The organism is Psychrobacillus sp. NPDC093200, from assembly GCF_050280345.1.
Lineage (GTDB): Bacteria > Bacillota > Bacilli > Bacillales_A > Planococcaceae > Psychrobacillus > Psychrobacillus faecigallinarum.
This window is the reverse complement of record NZ_JBNNVC010000002.1, coordinates 239,987-260,450: the sequence shown is the minus strand read 5'-3', so window position 1 is coordinate 260,450 and position 20,464 is coordinate 239,987. Positions and strand designations below refer to the sequence as shown.

Annotated in this window: 21 protein-coding genes and 2 tRNA genes; 4 read left to right on the top strand and 19 right to left on the bottom strand. The window is 35.4% G+C overall.

Features of this window, described 5'->3' with window-relative positions:
• The first annotated feature begins 213 nt into the window (after window positions 1-213).
• Window positions 214-1,965: a dihydroxyacetone kinase subunit DhaK gene (gene dhaK / locus ACQKNZ_RS08925; RefSeq protein WP_427659238.1), complete on the top strand. Its 1,752-nt coding sequence runs from the start codon at window positions 214-216 to the stop codon at window positions 1,963-1,965.
• A gap of 79 nt (window positions 1,966-2,044) precedes the next feature.
• On the opposite strand, the gene ACQKNZ_RS08920 is transcribed toward dhaK, so the two are convergent.
• From ACQKNZ_RS08920 to ACQKNZ_RS08890, 7 genes are all read right to left on the bottom strand, one after another.
• Window positions 2,045-2,560: a glycosyl-4,4'-diaponeurosporenoate acyltransferase gene (locus tag ACQKNZ_RS08920; protein WP_427659236.1), complete on the bottom strand. Its 516-nt coding sequence runs from the start codon at window positions 2,558-2,560 to the stop codon at window positions 2,045-2,047.
• 10 nt (window positions 2,561-2,570) lie between these two features.
• Window positions 2,571-3,695, bottom strand: coding sequence for a glycosyltransferase (locus ACQKNZ_RS08915; protein ID WP_427659234.1), 1,125 nt, complete (start codon window positions 3,693-3,695; stop codon window positions 2,571-2,573).
• Window positions 3,696-3,711: 16 nt separating this feature from the next.
• The gene (locus ACQKNZ_RS08910; protein WP_427659232.1) at window positions 3,712-5,214 is read right to left on the bottom strand and encodes a phytoene desaturase family protein; all 1,503 of its coding nucleotides are present in this window, start codon (window positions 5,212-5,214) and stop codon (window positions 3,712-3,714) included.
• Window positions 5,214-6,101 (bottom strand): phytoene/squalene synthase family protein, encoded by an 888-nt coding sequence (locus ACQKNZ_RS08905; protein ID WP_427659230.1) that lies wholly within the window; start codon window positions 6,099-6,101, stop codon window positions 5,214-5,216. Before ACQKNZ_RS08905 ends, ACQKNZ_RS08910 begins: the two co-directional genes overlap by 1 nt.
• Before the next feature lie 77 nt (window positions 6,102-6,178).
• On the bottom strand, window positions 6,179-7,732 hold the full coding sequence (locus tag ACQKNZ_RS08900; RefSeq protein WP_191696793.1) for a phytoene desaturase family protein: 1,554 nt from the start codon (window positions 7,730-7,732) through the stop codon (window positions 6,179-6,181).
• 305 nt (window positions 7,733-8,037) lie between these two features.
• Entirely contained in the window at window positions 8,038-8,175 is a 138-nt protein-coding gene (locus ACQKNZ_RS08895) for a YfhE family protein (protein WP_144535575.1), read from the bottom strand.
• Between the two features lie 467 nt (window positions 8,176-8,642).
• On the bottom strand, window positions 8,643-8,801 hold the full coding sequence (locus ACQKNZ_RS08890; RefSeq protein ID WP_427659227.1) for a hypothetical protein: 159 nt from the start codon (window positions 8,799-8,801) through the stop codon (window positions 8,643-8,645).
• 664 nt (window positions 8,802-9,465) lie between these two features.
• Here ACQKNZ_RS08890 and ACQKNZ_RS08885 point away from each other — a divergent pair.
• Window positions 9,466-9,996 (top strand): GNAT family N-acetyltransferase, encoded by a 531-nt coding sequence (locus ACQKNZ_RS08885; protein WP_427659225.1) that lies wholly within the window; start codon window positions 9,466-9,468, stop codon window positions 9,994-9,996.
• A 693-nt stretch (window positions 9,997-10,689) separates the two neighbouring features.
• Here the strand turns inward: ACQKNZ_RS08885 and ACQKNZ_RS08880 are convergent.
• The 7 genes from ACQKNZ_RS08880 to ACQKNZ_RS08850 all read right to left on the bottom strand — a co-directional run bounded on the left by ACQKNZ_RS08880 (window position 10,690) and on the right by ACQKNZ_RS08850 (window position 16,373).
• Window positions 10,690-10,763 (bottom strand) — tRNA-Arg (locus ACQKNZ_RS08880).
• A 200-nt stretch (window positions 10,764-10,963) separates the two neighbouring features.
• Window positions 10,964-12,112, bottom strand: coding sequence for a Ger(x)C family spore germination protein (locus ACQKNZ_RS08875; RefSeq protein WP_427659223.1), 1,149 nt, complete (start codon window positions 12,110-12,112; stop codon window positions 10,964-10,966).
• A complete protein-coding gene (locus ACQKNZ_RS08870) occupies window positions 12,096-13,562 on the bottom strand; it encodes a spore germination protein (RefSeq protein WP_427659221.1) in 1,467 nt (488 codons plus the stop codon). Before ACQKNZ_RS08870 ends, ACQKNZ_RS08875 begins: the two co-directional genes overlap by 17 nt.
• Window positions 13,562-14,695 carry an endospore germination permease gene (locus tag ACQKNZ_RS08865; protein ID WP_427659219.1) on the bottom strand — a complete coding sequence of 378 codons (1,134 nt, stop codon included), beginning with the start codon at window positions 14,693-14,695 and terminating at the stop codon, window positions 13,562-13,564. Before ACQKNZ_RS08865 ends, ACQKNZ_RS08870 begins: the two co-directional genes overlap by 1 nt.
• Before the next feature lie 275 nt (window positions 14,696-14,970).
• Window positions 14,971-15,486, bottom strand: coding sequence for a hypothetical protein (locus tag ACQKNZ_RS08860; protein ID WP_427659217.1), 516 nt, complete (start codon window positions 15,484-15,486; stop codon window positions 14,971-14,973).
• A gap of 182 nt (window positions 15,487-15,668) precedes the next feature.
• The gene (locus tag ACQKNZ_RS08855; RefSeq protein ID WP_144535561.1) at window positions 15,669-16,001 is read right to left on the bottom strand and encodes an antibiotic biosynthesis monooxygenase family protein; all 333 of its coding nucleotides are present in this window, start codon (window positions 15,999-16,001) and stop codon (window positions 15,669-15,671) included.
• A 39-nt stretch (window positions 16,002-16,040) separates the two neighbouring features.
• Complete coding sequence (locus ACQKNZ_RS08850; protein ID WP_340844576.1) at window positions 16,041-16,373, bottom strand: hypothetical protein; 333 nt, start codon at window positions 16,371-16,373, stop codon at window positions 16,041-16,043.
• A gap of 301 nt (window positions 16,374-16,674) precedes the next feature.
• Here ACQKNZ_RS08850 and ACQKNZ_RS08845 point away from each other — a divergent pair, with 301 nt between their 5' ends.
• On the top strand, window positions 16,675-16,881 hold the full coding sequence (locus ACQKNZ_RS08845; RefSeq protein ID WP_144535557.1) for a helix-turn-helix transcriptional regulator: 207 nt from the start codon (window positions 16,675-16,677) through the stop codon (window positions 16,879-16,881).
• Window positions 16,878-17,360 carry a hypothetical protein gene (locus ACQKNZ_RS08840; protein WP_144535555.1) on the top strand — a complete coding sequence of 161 codons (483 nt, stop codon included), beginning with the start codon at window positions 16,878-16,880 and terminating at the stop codon, window positions 17,358-17,360. Before ACQKNZ_RS08845 ends, ACQKNZ_RS08840 begins: the two co-directional genes overlap by 4 nt.
• Before the next feature lie 221 nt (window positions 17,361-17,581).
• On the opposite strand, the gene ACQKNZ_RS08835 is transcribed toward ACQKNZ_RS08840, so the two are convergent.
• The 5 genes from ACQKNZ_RS08835 to rph form a co-directional block, all read right to left on the bottom strand.
• On the bottom strand, window positions 17,582-17,965 hold the full coding sequence (locus ACQKNZ_RS08835; protein ID WP_427659214.1) for a VOC family protein: 384 nt from the start codon (window positions 17,963-17,965) through the stop codon (window positions 17,582-17,584).
• 411 nt (window positions 17,966-18,376) lie between these two features.
• Window positions 18,377-18,450, bottom strand: a tRNA-Arg gene (locus ACQKNZ_RS08830).
• A gap of 76 nt (window positions 18,451-18,526) precedes the next feature.
• Window positions 18,527-19,033: a metallophosphoesterase family protein gene (locus ACQKNZ_RS08825; RefSeq protein ID WP_154310488.1), complete on the bottom strand. Its 507-nt coding sequence runs from the start codon at window positions 19,031-19,033 to the stop codon at window positions 18,527-18,529.
• A 14-nt stretch (window positions 19,034-19,047) separates the two neighbouring features.
• The gene (locus ACQKNZ_RS08820; RefSeq protein WP_144535551.1) at window positions 19,048-19,641 is read right to left on the bottom strand and encodes an XTP/dITP diphosphatase; all 594 of its coding nucleotides are present in this window, start codon (window positions 19,639-19,641) and stop codon (window positions 19,048-19,050) included.
• On the bottom strand, window positions 19,638-20,399 hold the full coding sequence (gene rph / locus ACQKNZ_RS08815) for a ribonuclease PH (RefSeq protein ID WP_427659211.1): 762 nt from the start codon (window positions 20,397-20,399) through the stop codon (window positions 19,638-19,640). The genes ACQKNZ_RS08820 and rph overlap by 4 nt, the downstream gene beginning before the upstream one ends.
• Window positions 20,400-20,464: the final 65 nt, after the last annotated feature.

Below are 20,464 nucleotides of genomic sequence, written 5' to 3'. Positions count from 1 at the left end.
TGAATTTAACTCATTTGAATATAAATTTTATGTATTATACTTACCCTCTAGAAAACACCAACTTTCTTTTCCTTTTATTCTATTATATTCGTAATATTTAAATTTTCAAAATTTTATTTCCCTCGAGTTATTGGATAGCTTTCAATAGTTGTATTATAATTTAGTATGCTATATTAATGCAGAACTAAATTAGTTATATAAGGAGCAATACATATGAAAAAAATCATGAACCAACCTGAAAACCTTGTGATGGAAATGTGTAATGGTTTAGTCTTAGCACATCCAGAGCTAGAATTTTTAAAGAAGTACAAAATTATAAAAAAGAAAGCTATCGATCACAACAAGGTAAGTATTATTAGTGGTGGCGGTAGTGGACATGAGCCCGCTCACGCTGGATTTGTAGGTAAGGGTATGCTTGATGCCGCTGTGTGTGGAGATATATTTGCTTCACCATCTCAAATACAGGTTTATCAAGCCATTAAGGCTACGGCTGGCCAAAAAGGTCTTTTGATGATTCTCAAAAATTATAGTGGCGATATGATGAATTTTAAAAATGGAGCTGCTTTAGCTTCTGAAGATGGCATTCACGTTGAATACGTTAAGGTGGATGATGATATTGCAGTAGAAGACAGTCTTTATACTGTAGGTAGACGAGGAGTTGCAGGTACTGTTTTCGTTCATAAAATTGCTGGAGCAGCTGCGGAAGAAGGTAGAGAGCTATTAGAGGTCAAAAAGGTAGCTGAAAAGGCAGCAGCTAATGTAAGGAGCATAGGTGTAGCTCTTACCTCTTGTACCGTACCTGCAAAAGGTACGCCAACCTTTAAATTGGCAGAGGATGAAATAGAGTACGGAGTAGGAATTCATGGTGAGCCAGGAATAAAGAGAGAGAAAATGCTTTCCGCAGATGAATTGGCAGAACGAATGACCATGGACCTTTTAAAAGATCTCGGCGTGAATGAAAAGGATGAGATTGCGGTATTAGTCAATGGGTTCGGTGCAACTCCACTACAGGAATTGTATTTGTTAAATAATTCAGTTGTACGAGTGCTATCACGTAAAAATATTAAGGTAAATCGCATTTTTGTAGGCAATTATATGACAAGCATTGATATGGCTGGTGCCTCCCTTACTTTCATGAAGTTAGACAATGAATTAAAAAACTTACTGTCTAGTCCTAGTGATACACCCTCATTTAAAATAGTTGGACCGATTGATTCAGTCGAATATACTGAAGTTTTTGAGGAAGAAAGCGAAATGCCAGTCTCATTTAAAACAGAAACTAATGAAGATTTTTCTGTGATTCAGAATGAAAGATTATCATTACCTAACATGATCTACCTTGTAGATAAAATGAGTGAAGTAATAATAGATAATGAAGTACCTTTCTGTGAGTTAGATTCTCATGCTGGAGATGGAGATTTCGGAATGAGTGTTGCAAAAGGATTCAAGCAATTGAAGCGAGAGTGGAGTGATATTATACAACAGCCCGAACTTACGATCGGTTCCTTTTTACACTCATGCTCTCTCGTTATTATGGAGTATTGCGGTGGAGCATCAGGCCCAATTTGGGGCTCAGCTTTCCGTGCGGCTGGAAAAATAACTGATGGCAAGATGGAATTAACTATAGCTGAGTTTGCTGAAATGCTACAAGAGGCAGTGAAAGGAATTCAATCGACTGGAGAGCGTTCATTTGGTAGAGGGGCAGAAGTTGGAGATAAAACATTGATTGATGCGTTAATACCTTGTGCTGATTCATGGATGGATAGCAGTTCATCTAGCACAACATTTAAGCGAGCATTTGAACAAGGAGCTGCTGCTGCCGTCTTAGGTGCAGAAAAGACCAAAGACATTGTAGCTCGTATGGGTCGTGCTGGAACAGTAGGTGAACGAAGTCTTGGTTATCCAGATGCAGGTGCTTTTGGATTAGGGGTCATTTTTAGCGAGCTTGCTCGTTCCATTAAATAGAAAAAAATAAACAGACCTATCACTTGATTGTACTAGTGATAGGTCTTTTCTTTATATAGGAAATCTAAAGAATTAAAGCCTACTTTAAGACAGCCTCTTTAGTTACTCTAGTTTTTCTCTTTCTAGACAGAAACCTTTCTATACGAGGACGATTATACCGTTGAACTATAATAATTGGTAAGTTAAACAAAAAAGCATATGCTACCATAATCCAGCCTGCCCATGCAGGATTCCAAAGGAAAAATAGACCGGCCGGCACGATTGAAACCCAATGGGTCAACTCTGCTCTTTTAGTCTCAATAACAAAAAGTTTAAGATAACGTTTATCGTTGCTAGCCAGAATGTTCTTTTCAAATCCCTTTCGTATTATCTTTGATCCATCAGGGATTAAATGCTTCCACAGCCTTACACTAAAAAGTCGTTCCCATAATTCACCTGATTCTTCCCATTTCCTCAATTTATATAAAGAATTTTCTTTTTCAAAAAAATGAACAGGAATTAGTGCCATAGAAAGCGAAATCACAATATGGAAAAATGCCCATGCTCCAATATCTATTAAAATAGTCCAAAATACAGGGAGATGTATTATTTGCATTCAACCACCCCTACAATTTGATTTTTCTACCCTTCCATGTTACTACACGTAAAACCTTAGTTCGAAATAGGGACCACATAAAAACACCAGTAAAAAAGAAGAATAGAATAGGATAAAAGATAAATATATAAAACTGAAAATTACCCGTCCGACTAGCAAGATAATAGGCTTGAGTCATGAATCCAACATAGCAAATTAGAGCTATGGAAATCCATGTTAGAGAATTAACATAAGCAGCCGTTATAAACAAAGCTAATGGAAGGAAACCTCCACTCATCCATATGCTAATAAGTGTCATAACAAACGGATGGGTCGACTGGGAAGCTGTTCCAAAATTCTTTGACCAGCCTTCTACAAGTGACTTCATGCCTTCTGGATACATTTGAAAATGAAGTACACCCCTTCCCCCCAAACAATGAACTGGAAGACCAATTTTTCTAAAGGCTTTCGCAAGCACAAAATCATCCATTATTGCTTCTCCTACCACAAAATGTCCGCCTGACTCCATATAATCCTTTCTAGTAGTCAAAATACATGGACCAAATGCTCCTGCACCTTGTAATCGATTACTCCAAAAAGTAAATAGATTCATACCTGCCATCACCATAATATTGAAGATAGCCGAAAAGTTTTCATAAAGTTTATGGACCTTGTGATAAGGCTGAATGGATAAAATCCCTCTAGCGCCTTGCGTCTGAAAACTTATAGCCAAAGATTTCAAATTATCCTTATGTTCTAACCTTACATCAGCATCTAAAAATAATAACCATTCACCAGTAGCTGCCTCAGAACCTATCCAGCAAGCTGCGGATTTTCCTTTCCATCTTTGGTAATTTTCATGAGTTTGTTTAACTATAGTCCCAAACTTTTTTGCAATTTGTACAGTTTTATCTGTAGATTCATCATCGACTACTATAATCTCCTTTGGGATAAGTGATTGTATTTGTAAGGACTCGAGCAATGGCTGTAATCGCCCCTCCTCATTTCTTGCTGGGATTATCACAGATATAGTAGGCTGTCCAGATAGCTCTTTGTCCGTTTGTCCCGAGAGAGGGATTTTCCATAGCATAAGAAAACCACACACTATAGCCATAATGATTATTGCTAATGCAATTATGAACAGAACGTCTATCATTAGCCCCACCTCTTCCTTATGACTCTTTTCTGTCTCTCTCCAAAATCATCTCACTAACCTGCTGACCGCTAAGTGTAACCATGGGCATTCCCCCACCCGGATTGACAGTACCACCAACAAAGTACAAATTGTCATATAGCTCACTATGCTTTGCATTTTTAAACCCATGATTTTTCTTTTTAGAGGAAACCGTCCCGTAAATAGAGCCACGGTGTGAATAATACGTTCGCTCTATATCATGTGGGGTCCACATATCTTCAGTGACAATATGCTGCCGAAGACCTTCTAATCCCATATTTTCTAGCTTAATGAGCACACGTTCTCTTAAAGCCATGTAATCTTCTTCAGTAAATGGCTGGTCCTGGAGATAAGGAATATGAGGCAATATTTTAATGTTTTCGTGACCCTTTGGAGCCTGTTTCGGATCAGTCTTGTTTGTATTCACTAAGTATATTGTTGGATCCTGGGGCAGCTCATAGCGATGGAAAACTTGATCCATTTGCTCCTTTAAGTTATCGGAAAAGAAAAAGTTATGATGGGCAAGCTGTGGGTATAATTTATTCACACCTAGATGCAACACTAACCCCGAGCTCGAGGGCTCAAATTTCTTTTCTAGCTTCTCTATATACTTTGGCTCTTCCTCCAATAATTTTTCATATGCAGGAATGACCTCCATATTAGAGATAAAATAATCTGCTGTTACCTTTTTACCATCCGCTAGCTCTGCTGCAGCAATTCGTTTATCTCCATCTCTATGTAAACGTTTCACTTCTTCTCCAGTATGGAAGGATACACCAAGCTCCTTCCCAAGCTTCACCATTCCACTTGCAATTCCATGCATACCTCCTGGAACATACCAAACACCTTGTGCATGCTGCATGTAAATCATCATATTTAACACAGCTGGTGCATCATATGGGGAGGAACCAACATATTTGATAAAATAAGAAAGCATCGTACGTAAATTAGGGTTGCTTACTCTTTTCTTTATAGCATCATACATAGTCGAAAAATAATCAAAGCCTCTTAGTGACTCTATAAAACCATGCTGCCGAAACACATCCATTGTACTGTCCAACCCTTTTCCAAGATACCCTTCTTCTGTCACATCATAAATCTTTTTAGCGTAATGCAGAAATTCTTGGTATTCCCTCATATCCTTTGCTGAGAGGTTCATGTTTTCCTGTGCCATTTTTTCAAGGTCCCCGTAAAGGTCAATTGTTGTTCCGTCTGTAAAAAAAGATCGCCATTCATGCTCTAATCTATAGGCAGAAATGTAATCTGACATTTCGCGGTTGCTGCGCTTAAATAGTCTTTCAAAGATATGTGGCATAGTGAGAATGGATGGGCCTAAATCAAACCCGAATCCCTCCTGCTCCAACCGATTCAGTTTGCCTCCTAAATGTTTGTTCTTCTCATAAAGGGAAACGGAGTAACCGTTTTGAGCAAGAGAAATAGCAACAGATAACCCCCCTAGACCACCTCCTACTACAACTACAGTTTTTTTACTTTTGCTCATTAAGATGACACCTGCCCTTTCATATCATAGCAAGTTGCTTGATGAATTTTCTTCATTTCTAGAGGGGATACAAAATTTCTAGTGTGAAAACAGTCATAATCATTTTTACGGATTGTATTTAATATGCCGCGATAGATTCTAGCAGCAAGTAGCACCTGAAAACGGCTATCCTCATCAAAGTAAAAGATTGATTCATAGAAATGATCATATAATTCTTCTGCACGATGAGCTAATAACTCCCAAATTCGAATGAATTGGATGTTTATTTTTGCATTTTTCAAATCATACTCACTATATAACTCTGATTTTAATAAAGATTCTGGTAGATAAATTCGGTTCTTCCTACTGTAATCTTCCCCGATATCACGAAGAATGTTAGTAATTTGCATAGCTATTCCAAGACTGATAGACTGCTCCCTTAAATCTAATGTTGAATCCTCAGCAATTATAGGTAAAAGCATTAACCCAACTGTTCCAGCAACATAATAGCTATAATTCTCTAGTTCTAAGAGGGTTTTTGGCTTTTTAAAATCAATATCCATTCTTTGACCCTTCAATTGGTCATAGAAAGGCGCTATATCCATATTGTATCGATTAAATACATCCCGAAGCGCAAGCCACATCGGATGGTCGATTTCCTTGCCTTGCTCGAATAACCGTAACTCTGCTTCTAACTGATCTAATGATACCTTCTGGCTAACCTTTGTATTGTTTTCGTCGACACTGTCATCAGCCTTCCTACAAAAAGTATAGATTGCAAATACTGCATTTGCTTTCTCCTTTGACAATTGTTTAAATGCAAAGTAAAAACTTTTCGAGTTACGTTTAATCATTTCTTCACAATAGCGATAGGAATCTTCTATAGGTGAGACCCTTTTTGCAACCAAATCTTTCGCCTCCTTCTATCTTTTCGAAATTTGAAAACTATCAAGTATTCACTCTATTTTTATATAAATAGAATCTTTTAATTTGTCACAAGTTCTGGTAAACCAGCTTCATTTTTTTCTTTAATTCCATCATCTAAAAGCAACTCTTCGGTAGCAATTTTAGCAGATAGTAAAACTATCGGTACTCCTGCACCCGGATGAGTACTACTTCCAGTAAAGTACAGATTCTCACAGTTTTTTGCTTTGCTCTGCGGTCTCATGTGATTACTTTGTGTAAGAGTTGGTTGTAGCCCAAAGCAAGCACCATTATAAGCATTGAACTTAGACTCAAAATCCCTAGGAGTCATATAAGTTTCTGCGACTATTTCTTCTTCAATATTTTCGAATCCTTTAACATTCTTTAATGACTGCATTACTTTATTTCGATAATATTGAACCGTCTCATCGGTCCATTCATATTTCGAGGAAGATAGCTCAGAAACTGGAACAAGGATATACAGACCATCCTTTCCTTCTGGTGCCAGACTTGGGTCTAATTTAGAGCCAACGTATACATAGAAAGAAGGCTGTTCTAGCTTGTTACCATCAAAAATATCGTTTAAGTTCTTTTCTAGCTCATCGGCTATAAAGAAATTGTGTACATTGTCTAATTCCTCGTATTTCCGATCCATTCCTAAGTACATAACAAAGCACGAACACGAGTATTTCATACTATCGATTTTTTTATCTGTATATTTTCCCTTCGCTTTAGTATCCTTCACTAAATTCTTCATAGCGTAAGGAAAGTCTGCATTGCACATAACGTAATCAGCTAGAATTTCTTTTCCATTGACGCGAATACCATAAGCTTTTTGTTCTTTTATAAGCACCTCATCTACAGATGCATTGTAGTAAACTTTGCCACCTAATTCCTTGAACAAACGCTCCATCGAAGAAGCCATTGTATACATTCCACCCTTGATAAACCAAACTCCGTAGAGCATTTCAATCATTGGAATAATAGTATACAAAGAAGGTCCATTGTAAGGTGACACTCCTATGTATAAAGTTTGAAAGCTAAGAATTTGTTTAATACGCTCATTTTTTACGTATTTCCCAATAAAATGGTCTGCACTATCAAACGTTTTTAACTTAAACATTTGTCGAATCGTTTTTGGATTATAAAAATCCGTAAAATTTCGAAAAGGTCGTTGAAGAAAATGGTTTTTTGCTACAAGATAACGCTCGTATATTTCCTGTAAATATTTTAAAAATCCCTTCGAATCTTCCTCAGAAATATTCTCCAGTGTTTTCATCAACTCAATCAAATCAGAAGAAATATCATATTTTTCCTGTGCTTTTGCTCCAAAGTACGTAGAATACATTGGGTCCACTTTTTGCATAGGTATGTAATCGTCGGGATCTCTTCCAGTTAGTTCAAACACTTCTCGGTATAGCTCAGGCATCATGACAATACTTGGCCCCAGATCAAATTGATAACCATTCATGTCTATTCGGTGCATTTTCCCCCCAGGTAATGCCTCCTTTTCATATAGCTCTACTTCATATCCTGCATGCTGGAGACGAATAGCACTCGCTAAACCAGCAACACCTGCTCCTATTACCACGACTTTCTTTTTACTATTTGGCATTGTACATTCTCCTTCTCTTTTCTTTTAACCTGTCTATACTTTTAGCTTGGATGTTTGGATGTTTGGATGTTTGGATGTTTGGATGTTTGGATGTTTGGATGTTTGGATGTTTGGTTATTTTATTTAATTATTCACAAACCTTATACAAAAGTCAAACCTTTTGTATAAGGTTATTTTAAAATAAGTTATACAAACATTATATACGAATTATTAATTTATCGTGTCAGGAAAATAAAATATTTTCAAGAAGACAAAAAACACCACGCTTTTTAAAAGCATGGTGTTCTTTATAAAAGTAAGTTAACTTACCTTTTCTGTTGATCATTTTTTGATGTAGCTTTATCAGCCTTTTTAAATTCTTGCTGGTACAAAACCTCTTGAGTTGAAGTCAATCCATTGTCTTTTACGGTCAGTTGCTCATGTGGCGGCTTACGATCTGGCATTTAAACACTCCTTTCTAAGTATTCATATTATGTTGTTCTTATGGAAAGATAGATATACAAATAATATGAGGCAAATAAAAAAGGTGTAATACACATTCATTTATCTTAAAGGTGGATTAAGTTTCCTAAATAGAAAAACCATCTCCAGAAGTGTATATTAAGTGTTACGAGAGCTTAGACAACTTCGCCAAGAAACTTCAAATAAGACATAGATATATAATTACGGAGAATTTTTGTAAACATAAGTTAAAAAGTTGGTCTTTTAAAATATAGTCTTTACTGAATTTTTTTCTAAAACAAAGAATATAAACCAATCACACGAAATGGAATGAGTAGGTCTAGAAAATAAAAGATTAATCTCCAATAGAACTTTCTTTACCAATAAAATATCGAGAGGTTGTACTTTTTAAGACATAAAAAAAACACCAATTCTATTTTGATAGAATTTGGTGTTCTTTAATAAACCATTACGGTCCAATAGGGCAAGGTTTACCTGGAATGCATTTTATAGGAGTACCGCCGCCAGCTTCCGGTGCAGGTACTTGTGCGCTAGCACTTGTTCCAAACGATAAACTCAAAACTAATAAAATACCTAAAATTGAAAACATCGATTTTTTCTTTTTCATGAATTAAACACTTCCATTTCCTTGATATTTTGTCTTACACTTCTAATTTCTACATTATTCGTTAAAACCCTTTTTATTTTTAGAATATTTTTAATTTTAACTAAAAAAAGAAAACTATAACCTGTAAGCACCTTATATAAATATATTAGGTTGGTATATTCACCATGCACTCGCTTTCTTTAGTTCAGTCTTAAACTAATACAAATTTTATCTCCTAAATTTGACTTACATTTTGCTGCGAAAAGATCTCCATTACATCTCTAAGTGTTACCTTGTTTTTTAATGGGTTGTTGCCTTACTGCCTTGTAGAAATAAGCTAATTTCTGTGCTTACTTCAAAAATACTGTTTGTCTTTGATTGTGTATAACCTGACGGCGCGTAGTACCTTAGAATACATACACTCGAAAAATATCAATAATCGGCAATTTGAACACTAATTTGCGACGCTATGTTACGAACTTTGTATCATCATTCTTTAACCCTTACCTTTTTAAGGACACCCTAAAATTCTAGGGCCTAGTGCCCGCAAAAGCTGTGATTTTCTATTTTAAAGTTCCTTTAATTGTTTACTCAATGTATAATAAAACTAAACTCGAAGGGACTGAACTATGCGCAGATGGCAATATTTTTCATCCAACTGATTAAAAAATTGGAGGTAAAAGTATTGATAAATGAACTACAAACTCAAAGATTACATTTAAGGAAAATGGAAACATCAGATTCACCTAGCTTATTTAAAATTTGGTCTGACCCAGATGTTACTAAATTCATGAACATCTCTAGCTTTACACACGAAGTTCAAGCAGAAGAAATGATTGAAATGTTTAAGGAATTGGCTCAATCTAGCAAAGCTATTCGTTTCTGTATAATTGAAAAAGAATCCAGTGAAATAATTGGCACGTGTGGTTTAAATTCGATAGACTTTGAAAATGAGAAGGCCGAAATAGGTTATGAAATTGCTAAAACCTATTGGGGCAAGGGATATGCTACAGAGGCTATTTACACGTTGAGTAATTATGCTCTAGAAACATTAAAAATAAATAGAATTGAAGCCAAAATAGAACCTGCAAATGTAAATTCAATTAACGTTTTAAAAAAATTAAATTTCACATTTGAAGGAACATTAAGACAATACGAAAAATCAAAAGGAAACTTAATAGACATCAATATTTATTCACTATTAAAAACGGATTGAAGTTAAATTTTTCTTACCTATATCTCTCGAGATATAGGTTTTTTTCTCATATTGTTGTCCTATTAGGTGCCCTTATTTTCTATCCTAAGTTACTTCACAGTTTGGTTCTAATACGCCTTAACACTACAATGTTTTTAAAATTTTCATCCAATTATCAATACCTGCATAGGTTTGGATTACTACATTATTTTTATCTATCATGATATTATGTTCTCCTAAAACTTATACTTATTCCACCAATGTTAACCTTAGATATGATTTAGTCGTTTGTAAGGTTTGTTTGATTGGATGACCTCATGGGATTCAACCACAATTACATTGTATCTGTTGTAATATCCTTTTTAAAATCTACTCTTGTAATCTCTAAACAGTTTTATGTATCCATTGTATTCTGTAATTGTTCTTTCTCTAAATCCACTTAACTGCATTTACTGCTACAAGATCTCCATTACATCTCTAAGTGTTACCTTTTTTTTATGGGTTGCTGCTTTACTGCGAGTTGAAATAAGCTAATTTCCTGCTTACTTCAAAAATACTGTTTGTCTTTGTCACACTGATTCCTCCATAAATTTAAGATAGAAGAATCAGTGTAGGGACAAAAAAAGGATACTGTCACAGTGTTATAATCTGTGTTAGCATCCTTTATCTGTATCAAGCCCTGTCACATCAAAGCTTGAATTGTGTTTAACTGTACGTCCCAGGAGAGATTCGAACTCCCGACCGACGCCTTAGAAGGGCGTTGCTCTATCCAGCTGAGCTACTGAGACAATATTTTCTTTCCTTAATAAAATATTGGAAAGACAATATATATTATCTAATAATAATAGGATAAAGTCAAGAGGAATTCAATTTTTTTATAAAATAATTGGAAAGGAACTCAACTTTATCCTTACTCTCTATCGCACTACCTCTAAAATATTGTAAAATTCCCTGCTGAGATTCTGCACCTAATCAAATAATCATTAATCTATTCGACAGTTTCTCTGAATGATTTTCTACCTGAGTATACCTTATTGACATCTACGGTAAGATTACTAATCGAGTTCTCTGTTAACGGTACTTTTCCATCCTTTTGGATCTTTCTCCAAGCTTCTAGATCCTTTCGATACATATATTCTGACAGTCGATATATATCCACATCTATATCCAATGCTTCTAAGTAAGTTTCTTCAACTTCTTTTTTTATTTGCTTCTTTACAAAAGAGCGTACCTCCTTCTCTGTTATTGTACCTTCAAAACCACTTAACAAAGCGTTCATATTTAATTTAATATCAAATTTTACTTCTTCCCCTTGTATTTTCGGCTCTACATCTATTTTCAGATTATCTATTACAATCGTAACAAACTCATCCTCCCGAGGAACTGTGATTTCTCCTCTTTTTGTTTCCTTGGACATCCATTGTAGACCATTAATTTTATCCCCTGTTATAAATCCTTTAAGATCCTTTGGTGTAAGAACACCTACACCATCAAACTTTGGCAATTTATCTTTTTCTTTTTCAGAATTCCATTTTTCATCTATTTTTATAAACGGAATGTTCACTTCATGGCTAGGTTCATTTAATCGGATAACTAGTTTTCGAAAGTCTATTGGCTCTACAAAAGACTCTTGCTGATAGGAGCTCATCGGGTCTGCAAGCTTAAGTCGCGTCATTGCATTATTGAATAATGGATTAAGCAGTAATACTTCCTCCACAGGATCTTTCGTCGCATAAACCCACGTTTGGTATCTAATCTCTCGGTATCGTAAAAAAGAGTTTATGATTGTATTCGCTCGCCCTTCTTTTAATGCCTCTTCTGAAAAAACTAAATACGTCATATGTCCCCAAAATAGTTTTAAGTCCATGGATTGATATAAATCAAAGAAAGCCTCTTCTACGGTGTTGCCTTTAGCCCTACCAACTTCCGCTTGGATAGCATCCTGATTTGGTTGCTCTGTTTTTGCAATATTAACGAAATCTACAATTTGAGCAAATACCTCATATTTACCGTCTTTGTAATCTATACCTACTCCGTATATATACCGAATTTTGTTAGGCTCATCCGAGTCCCAGCAGCTTGTTAATAGAGGAAGGATGCAGCAGATTATGCATAATTGTTTAATTCTTCTTTTCATCTTCTGCTCCTCCGGTTCGTGTTGCATCCTGCGGATCAAGTGAATGAGGACGGTCCTTATATTCAGTAGCTCGTGGCCTGAATAAAGACTTTTTAATAGTTGACCAGCTGAGGTCCGTTGCAATATTCATATAAGACACACCGAATATTCTCATGCTTGATAAGTAGAGAAGCAAGAGATACAACGAGACGAAAAAACCAAACAATCCAAGTATAGATGTAATGAGAATCATAATGATTCGTACAACACTAACAGAAGTAACAAGGGATTGATTGACAAGTGTAAAAGTAGCGATAGTAGATATAGCAATAACAACAATCATTGCCGGACTTGTTAAACCTGCACGAATTGCCGCGTCCCCAACTATTAGCCCACCTACTACGCTGATAGTTCCTCCTATAACACTCGGTAAACGTAGACCCGCTTCTCTAAAAAGCTCAAACATGACTAACATTATAAGCATCTCTAACGCAGAGGGCAGCGGGAGCCCCATATTGTTTTGGACAACTGTTGCCAGTAACTGAAAGGGCATTTGATCTTGATGAAATGTAGTCAACGCTAACCAAAAAGCTGGTAATGCAACGCCTATCATAAGACCTACTATTCTCAGCACCCTTTCTGCCGTGCTAAAAGCAACTGGATATTCTATATCCTCTCCTGCCTTTAACAGCAAAAATAAATTCACAGGAGTAATTACAACATAGGATACTCCATCTACTAATATTAGAAACCTTCCCCTTACTAACGCTTGGATTGCAAAATCTGGCCTTCCTGTATAATCATTTTTAGGAAAGATAAGTGACTTCTTGTTCACTCTTTCCATAAATAACTCTCCACCAAAGACGATATCTATATCAATCTTATTAATCTGGTCTAAAATATCCTGGAGTATATCCTTACTAGCAATGTCTTCCATATAAAGGATAGCTACGGTTGTCTTAGACCTTTTACCTACTTCCATTTTCTCAACACTTAAAGAATTGGTAGGCAATCTTTTTCTTATTAAGGCGATATTAACCGATATATCCTCAATGAAATTATCTCTTGGTCCCTTAATTAGTACTTCCATTCTGGACTCTTCTGGACTTCTATTGGGCTTCTTTGAAATATTGCTTGAAAACGTTAGATTTCCATCCTCAAAATATAATATTAAATAACCATTAAATAGCTTTGTGATAACTTCTTCCTTTGTGTTTAGTATTTTTAGTTCAGGAATATGAAGTTTCTCTAATATTGTTTCCTCAACCGATGTTTGCTCTATCTGAGTGCATGTCTCTTGTACTCGTGGGACAATGACTTCATTCAAAAGCTGAAGATTTACCATAGAGTCACAGGTGATAAAATGAACTTTAAATTGTCCATAGGTATACAATTGAAAATTTACATCTGCATTCTTTTTAAATAGATTTTTGTATGTTTGAAGATCCAGTGCTTCCTCTGTCGGCTTCACTATGCTTCACTCACTTCCCTACGTTTTTTCTTTTTCTTTTTCTTCTTCTTTTTCTTTTTCTTTTTCTTTTTATTAAATAAAGCTACGATAAACAAGAAAATGGATACTAAAAAAAAGAATATGAAAGTTATTATCAGAAAGTAATTACCTTTAAAGTTAAGAAATAAATTGTCACTTATTATGGTTAAAACTAGGCATATTGCGATGAACACTGGAGTAATGATAAACCATACATGTTTAACTTTTTTTATATTAAGCAGTTCAATAGCAATGAATAGGAGAAGTCCCACGCGTATAAATGCTCCTGTCAACCATTGATAGATTGAAAAAAAGTCTAAATGCTCGATAAACTGACCGATTGACACTAAACCCCATTCTTCATAGGCTGGATAGATTTGTTTACCTGCCTCTGTTGGTCCAAACTCTGTAATAGCGCCAAGTAATGGTCCCAAAGTTAGCCCCATTAACAAAAACAATATAATGGCAAAATGATACCATTTCATCTTTTCCTTCATATGCTGCTGTAAAAATAGAAGCAGTACCAATTCTACAAATCCGGCCGCAGGATAAACAGTCGCTTTAATCACGGGCTCCCATCCATGTTCCAAAAATGGTCTTAATAATGAATAATCTTTCACTTGAATATTGACGAATGCTACAAAAAAACCTAATACTAAAACACCAAATAAAACAATAACATTTAGGATTGCTATAGTTTGAATGTTAGTAGTAGCTAATAGGATGCACAAAACAATATAAATTATTAATAAAACAAGAATTGACGTGGTAGGTAAAAATGTTGTTTTCATCCATTGAATAGCTTCTCGCATCGTTACTGCAGCCAATACGATTAAGAAAATACTTACAACATATCGAAATAGGGTACTCATTTTGGGACCTATCGCTTCTTTTAACCATTGGGTTAACTTTTGCTGACCTATTTGTTTATGAACATAATAAAGTAGAAAAATCCACCCAAATATAATAATCGTTGCTAAAATGACGGACATCCATCCATCTCTACCTCCAATTTTTAAAATGGGAGGTAAAATTGTCACATGATTTTTAAGCCCAATCATAGTCATTGACAAGGCAACAATATGTATAATACTAATCGGTCCGACTCTTTTCATTTTCATACCTTCTAACGTTTTATAATACTTACCAGTTTTGACAACTTTCGAAGTGTTTATAAGGATGAAATGTAAATTTGCAAATTAAATTTTTTATAGCAAACTGACTTAAATATTCAAATTAATAATTTAATCCCTATCATTTTCACTTTGCTATTGCTTTCAGGCTTGATGGAAATGAATGCTAGCTTCCCTTAATGTTTTATCTAAAAAAAGAACGTATTCGGAATAGAATCACGAATACGCCCTTCAATTTAAAAAACAAACTAAGTTCTTTACCTATTTTCTTTGTAAAAACGACGGAAGATATTTTCAAAGTCCTCTTTAATAAATGTTTCTTCATCACTATAGTCCATAGACTTATAAGTGAAGGGAGAGTCTTTTTTATACTCTTTTAATATTATTGTTTTTCTTGGCCAATCATTGTAATCATGATAGGTTTTAGGTAAATCAAGTGTGACCGGCTCCATAAAAGGAATATGTCCCTTTTCAGACTTCAGGAATAGGACTTTCAATTCCTTTTCATAAAAAGCATCAATATATTCTTTTTCTGATACACTCTCTAGATGATCCTCACCAATTACAAGTAATTGAAATGTTTCCTTTATAATATCATTAGTCAATAGTTCTTCTACACTGATAGAAGTGTAGGTGACATTATCGTATTCAGGAAGTGACACTTCACCCACTACTCCAATATCAATCGGTTCAGTAGAAATTAAATTCCCTTGTGAGCAACCTACAAGCAATATTAAAATAGAAATAATAATAGCATAAAATAAACCCCTCATTTTTTTAGGAATTTTAAAAATATCGCCCATTCTCCCACTCCCTTTATTGGTTTATATTGTAAATTCAATTATATATTATCATGTACTAAATTTATATTTCTTTAGTTATCTATTTCATAATATAATCCAAACAAAAAGAGCAAGTTGATTTTAGTCAACTTGCTCGTGTACATTCTATTATTTTATTCAACTATTGAATAATTACCATGCTCAGTAGAGATCACATACTCAGGCTTAGGTGGTTTTCCACCATGCTCTTTAATTTTATTTTTGTGTCCTGCAATATGCTCCGGGCTCTTCTCCCATGCCTTCCATGCTTCTTCAGATTCCCAGCGTATAATCATCACTACTTCTTCCTCACCGCGACGAACATTTTTCACTAACAGCTCACGGCTGATAAAACCTTCACGTTGCTCTATTAAAGAAGGTCCTTGATCTGGTTTTTTCTTGAAACGCTCCAGCACCTTATCTGAATTTCCTTCTGTCACTGTCCACTTGCGAATTTGTACGAACATTGTCATCCCTCCATGATATATTACTATTAAATTTGAAAGTTATTGTTTTGTTTCTAAATCCTGCGATTCTATACCAGACTCAGACGCCTGACTTTCTTCAACTTCTACTAATTCAAATAACTGTGCAAACTCATCCATTAACATCTCAACCGCCTTCAACTCACCCACTAAAACTGGATTAATTGATTGCAATTCAGGTGTTTCTAACTGTTTCTTCAAAGAAGTAGATTTGGTATTCATCATTTCATAAAAGGCAAGAGCTCTACCTCGTCGAAACGTTTTGGCACCTCTTCTTAAATCATGCTTACCTTCCTGTTCATTTCCTTCTTCGCAACGGCCACCACGTCTACCTCTATGGGATTCATTTTTCATTTAAGAACCTCCAATCGTATACATTTGTATACTAATGTTATTGTATACAAATGTATACGATAAGTCAATTAATTAAAAAAACTCTCCTGTTTCATAATTTCACCACTACTCATCCTTTTTAAAATTCTCAACTGATTTATTTATCACTCATTCCCTAAATATATAGTTCATTACTAATTATCAGAAATGATGTGGTCGAAAACCTTGGCAATTAAATTGAAATCCATTTCAAGGTAAGAAATACTTTACTTTATGTCCGGTATACTTTACATTTAATGAAATGAATCGCGGGAGGGAAAAAATGGAGGTCAAGAATCGATTAAAAGAACTGAGGGCTAGATCCAACCTTACGCAAAAGGACTTGTCGGAAAAAGTAGGTGTAACACGTCAAACCATTGTCTCACTGGAAAAAGGGACCTATGTCCCTTCGCTGTTATTGGCAATGAATATATCTGAAGTATTTCAGGAGCCGATTGAGAAAATCTTTTATAAGGGGGATGGCAAGTGAAGATTGTTTTATTTGAAAGTATCAGCAAGATCATTGTTATAAGCGTATTTGCATATGCAGTGGCATTTGCGTTTGAAAACATCTGGTTAATGGACGAATTCGAACGGGGTTTGGCAAACGGTGAAATACTTTTAGTTAACGTGAAATTTAGTTTATGGCCATTTATAATCAGCATCTTGTTAATGTTGCTCCACTCCATTCTGTCTGTAAAATTGAAACCAAGAAAACGGGCTGACATCCTTTTGAAATTCGGAGAGTTTCAAGAAGCTGATGAACGGGAGTTGATCATCACCAATAAAGCAACCAAGGCTTCTCATGTTACTTTTACACTGACTGTAATGTCGGCAATGGTAATTATGATACTTTTCACAAGTCACATTTATCTTCATCCTGCATTTCCTATATATTTATTTGCAGGAACAATAGTGGCTTCCAGCATTGCTTATGCTATTACATGGTGTATAGAATATTATAAGTAAAAAAATTGCACTGAGGGTAAACTCAGTGCAATTTTACCATTATATTCCATAATAAAAAACATTATAGTATTGGAAATCCTCTTCTACAATTTCTTTTACAAATGAAAAGAAAATTTCGCCAAAAACTGCCTCGTTAGTTTAAATAGTAAACCACCATGAAATCTACATTGTTTTAATTAAATATTATCACCTTACTTTTTAACCAAAGCACTCACTTGTATTTAACTGATACAAGTACATACCATCAAGATATTACCATCAGGATCTTTAAAGGAAAACTCTTCTAAATCAGGATGAATAATAATTTCAGTTACTATCTCCGCACCCATTTTAGTGACATGGGCAAACGCTGCGTTAATGTCAGAAGCACTAAGATTAAAGAGTGGCTGATTTGATGGGATAAATTTATAATTTTCCTCAAAAATATGGTTATCAAGGGTTATTCCAGGGCGTCTGTCACCCATATTTAAAGTATATACAGGTCCTATATGATTCCCCTCTCTTACTTGCAACCCAAGTAATTCACTGTACCATTTTATTGAACGTTCTAAATCCGACACATGAACAAAAATTGTATCAATCCTATTTTCAATTGTTTTAAACAAGTGAGCACCTCCAAAGATTTGATATCAAATAATTCTATATAACTATTAAACAATCCTGCTAGTAAATTTGATAATCAATTCCTGAATGCTAAACATTTCGCTTACATTGTTATGAGGAGTGATAGTACAATTTGTATCCGAAAAGGCTGGTCATAAAGATGTAGAAACGCATTTAATTATTATTTTCTAGTGTTAAAAGAAATGACTAAAAAGGAGGAAAAAAATCTTTAGATACTCCCCTTCCAACACAGACGTAGGCTATAGAATATGTTACAAATATGTAGTATTGGTATTCAAAATATAATAAAATCCTCTAATGTTAAATAAATAGAAAAAACGCTTTAAAATGTTGTTACAACAACATTTTAAAGCGTTTAATCATTTTTAAAACCTATTCAATTACATTTATTACGTCCCAGGAGAGATTCGAACTCCCGACCGACGCCTTAGAAGGGCGTTGCTCTATCCAGCTGAGCTACTGAGACCAAGTACTCCCCCACCACACAGATAGGAAAGACAAGATTTATTATATAATCATAACAAAAAAATGTCAACGGTATTTCAAGAAGTTTTTAAATTAACATTTTCAATCAGTTTATGTTCCGAAGAAAAGAATAGAACTTGCCAAAGGTTTTCTTTCTTTTCTACGATAGAATAACTTTTTTCTTTGCGTCCCCTTGGCTCATGTAGACTTCCAGGATTGACGAACAGGATACCGTTTTGTAACTCTGCACCTAGCATATGAGAATGCCCAAAACAGACTACAGTAGCGCCCACTTCCTGCGCTCTATAACTCAGTGGCAATATTGTAGATTTTACTTGGTGTCGATGTCCATGTACGACCAAAATCTTTTCATTGTCCAAAGTAATGAGTTCCTCTTCGGGAAAGCTAGAATAGTAATCACAATTACCTCCAACAATGAAAATGGATTTCCCCTCAAAGTAAGAGGCATCTAATTCACTGTCTCCACAATGAATTATTGCTTGTACTTCATCTTGATGGACTTGAATTACCTCTTCCATCGTTACAGTATCCTTATGTGTATCACTCATAATCAATATTTTCAAGAAAATTCACCACCTTATAATAAAGCGGTTAATTTGGATTGTAATTGCTTGATAGCATTTCCTCGGTGAGAAATTGCTCCTTTTTCTTCAGCTGAAAGCTCGGCCATCATTTTATTCTCGGATGGAACAAAGAATACAGGGTCGTATCCGAATCCGTTGTTTCCTTTTCTCTCTTGAGCAATGGCACCTTCGCATGTTCCTCTAACAGTAAAAGGTTCCATAGTTGGTGATGCTACAGCAATCACGCAAACGAAGCGGGCTGTTCTTTCGGATTCTTTTGTGTCTCTAAGCTCTTCTAGCAGTTTTGTAATGTTTGCCTCGTCACTCTTCTCTTCCCCAGCATAACGAGCAGAATAGATGCCTGGACGCCCATCCAGTGCATCTACCTCCAGCCCACTGTCATCTGCAATGACGATTGACTGTAAATGTTCAGCCAAGGCAGTAGCTTTTAAAAGTGCATTTTCTTCAAATGTAGTTCCTGTTTCTTCTACATCCATGTCCTCTGCAACGTCATGTAAAGTCAGAACTTCATACCCTAATGGGTTGAATAATGCTTCAAAATCCTTTGCTTTTCCTTTATTTTTTGTTGCAATAATAATTTTTTTCATTCGGTTATCGATCCTTTCTCTCCAATTTTAGATGCAAGGTCTCCTAATGCAGATCGTTGGATATCCATTAATTGTTGAATACCTATTTCTCCAAATTCAAGAAGCTCTAACAGTTCTTTTTTCGAGAAGGTTGCTTCTTCTCCGGTGCCTTGTAATTCCACATACTCACCGCCGCTAGTTTGAACAATATTCATATCAACAGATGCTGAAGAGTCTTCCACATAATTCAAATCAAGAACGACACCAATCTCATCGACGATTCCTACACTTGTTGCAGCTAAGAATTCTACGACCGGGAACTTAGCCAGCTGCTTTTGTTCATAAAGTTTTCCTAATGCAATCGTTAAAGCAACGAATGCTCCAGTTATACTTGCAGTTCTAGTTCCACCATCCGCTTGAATTACATCACAATCTACCCAAATTGTTTTTTCGCCTATTACTTCTAGGTCCACTACAGAGCGCAATGCTCGTCCAATTAGACGTTGTATCTCCATTGTACGACCTGTAACCTTCCCTTTGGATGATTCACGCTGAGTGCGTGATTCTGTTGCACGTGGCAGCATAGAATATTCTGCAGTGATCCAGCCCTTGCCTTGTCCTCTTAAAAAAGGTGGTACTCGATCTTCTATTGTTGCATTACAAATTACCTTTGTATTACCAACCGTTATCAATACTGAGCCCTCTGGATGCATTAAATAATTTGTTTCAATCGTTACATTTCTAAGCTGTTTTGATTCTCTTCCATCAAATCTAATCATAATTTTCTCCTTTTTCTCACCTGAGCAAAAGAAAACCCCGCTATTTGAGGATTCTCCTAACAGGG

What these genes read in the sequence shown, in the direction of transcription:
- dhaK (WP_427659238.1), top strand. Translation starts at nt 214, where the DNA reads ATGAAAAAAATCATGAACCAACCTGAAAACCTTGTGATGGAAATGTGT.
- ACQKNZ_RS08875 (WP_427659223.1), bottom strand. Translation starts at nt 12,112, where the DNA reads ATGAAAAGAAGAATTAAACAATTATGCATAATCTGCTGCATCCTTCCT.
- ACQKNZ_RS08915 (WP_427659234.1), bottom strand. Translation starts at nt 3,695, where the DNA reads ATGATAGACGTTCTGTTCATAATTGCATTAGCAATAATCATTATGGCT.
- ACQKNZ_RS08865 (WP_427659219.1), bottom strand. Translation starts at nt 14,695, where the DNA reads ATGAAAAGAGTCGGACCGATTAGTATTATACATATTGTTGCCTTGTCA.
- ACQKNZ_RS08850 (WP_340844576.1), bottom strand. Translation starts at nt 16,373, where the DNA reads ATGAAAAATGAATCCCATAGAGGTAGACGTGGTGGCCGTTGCGAAGAA.
- ACQKNZ_RS08860 (WP_427659217.1), bottom strand. Translation starts at nt 15,486, where the DNA reads ATGAGGGGTTTATTTTATGCTATTATTATTTCTATTTTAATATTGCTT.
- ACQKNZ_RS08890 (WP_427659227.1), bottom strand. Translation starts at nt 8,801, where the DNA reads ATGAAAAAGAAAAAATCGATGTTTTCAATTTTAGGTATTTTATTAGTT.
- ACQKNZ_RS08845 (WP_144535557.1), top strand. Translation starts at nt 16,675, where the DNA reads ATGGAGGTCAAGAATCGATTAAAAGAACTGAGGGCTAGATCCAACCTT.
- ACQKNZ_RS08910 (WP_427659232.1), bottom strand. Translation starts at nt 5,214, where the DNA reads ATGAGCAAAAGTAAAAAAACTGTAGTTGTAGTAGGAGGTGGTCTAGGG.
- ACQKNZ_RS08895 (WP_144535575.1), bottom strand. Translation starts at nt 8,175, where the DNA reads ATGCCAGATCGTAAGCCGCCACATGAGCAACTGACCGTAAAAGACAAT.
- ACQKNZ_RS08900 (WP_191696793.1), bottom strand. Translation starts at nt 7,732, where the DNA reads ATGCCAAATAGTAAAAAGAAAGTCGTGGTAATAGGAGCAGGTGTTGCT.
- rph (WP_427659211.1), bottom strand. Translation starts at nt 20,399, where the DNA reads ATGATTAGATTTGATGGAAGAGAATCAAAACAGCTTAGAAATGTAACG.
- ACQKNZ_RS08920 (WP_427659236.1), bottom strand. Translation starts at nt 2,560, where the DNA reads ATGCAAATAATACATCTCCCTGTATTTTGGACTATTTTAATAGATATT.
- ACQKNZ_RS08855 (WP_144535561.1), bottom strand. Translation starts at nt 16,001, where the DNA reads ATGTTCGTACAAATTCGCAAGTGGACAGTGACAGAAGGAAATTCAGAT.
- ACQKNZ_RS08820 (WP_144535551.1), bottom strand. Translation starts at nt 19,641, where the DNA reads ATGAAAAAAATTATTATTGCAACAAAAAATAAAGGAAAAGCAAAGGAT.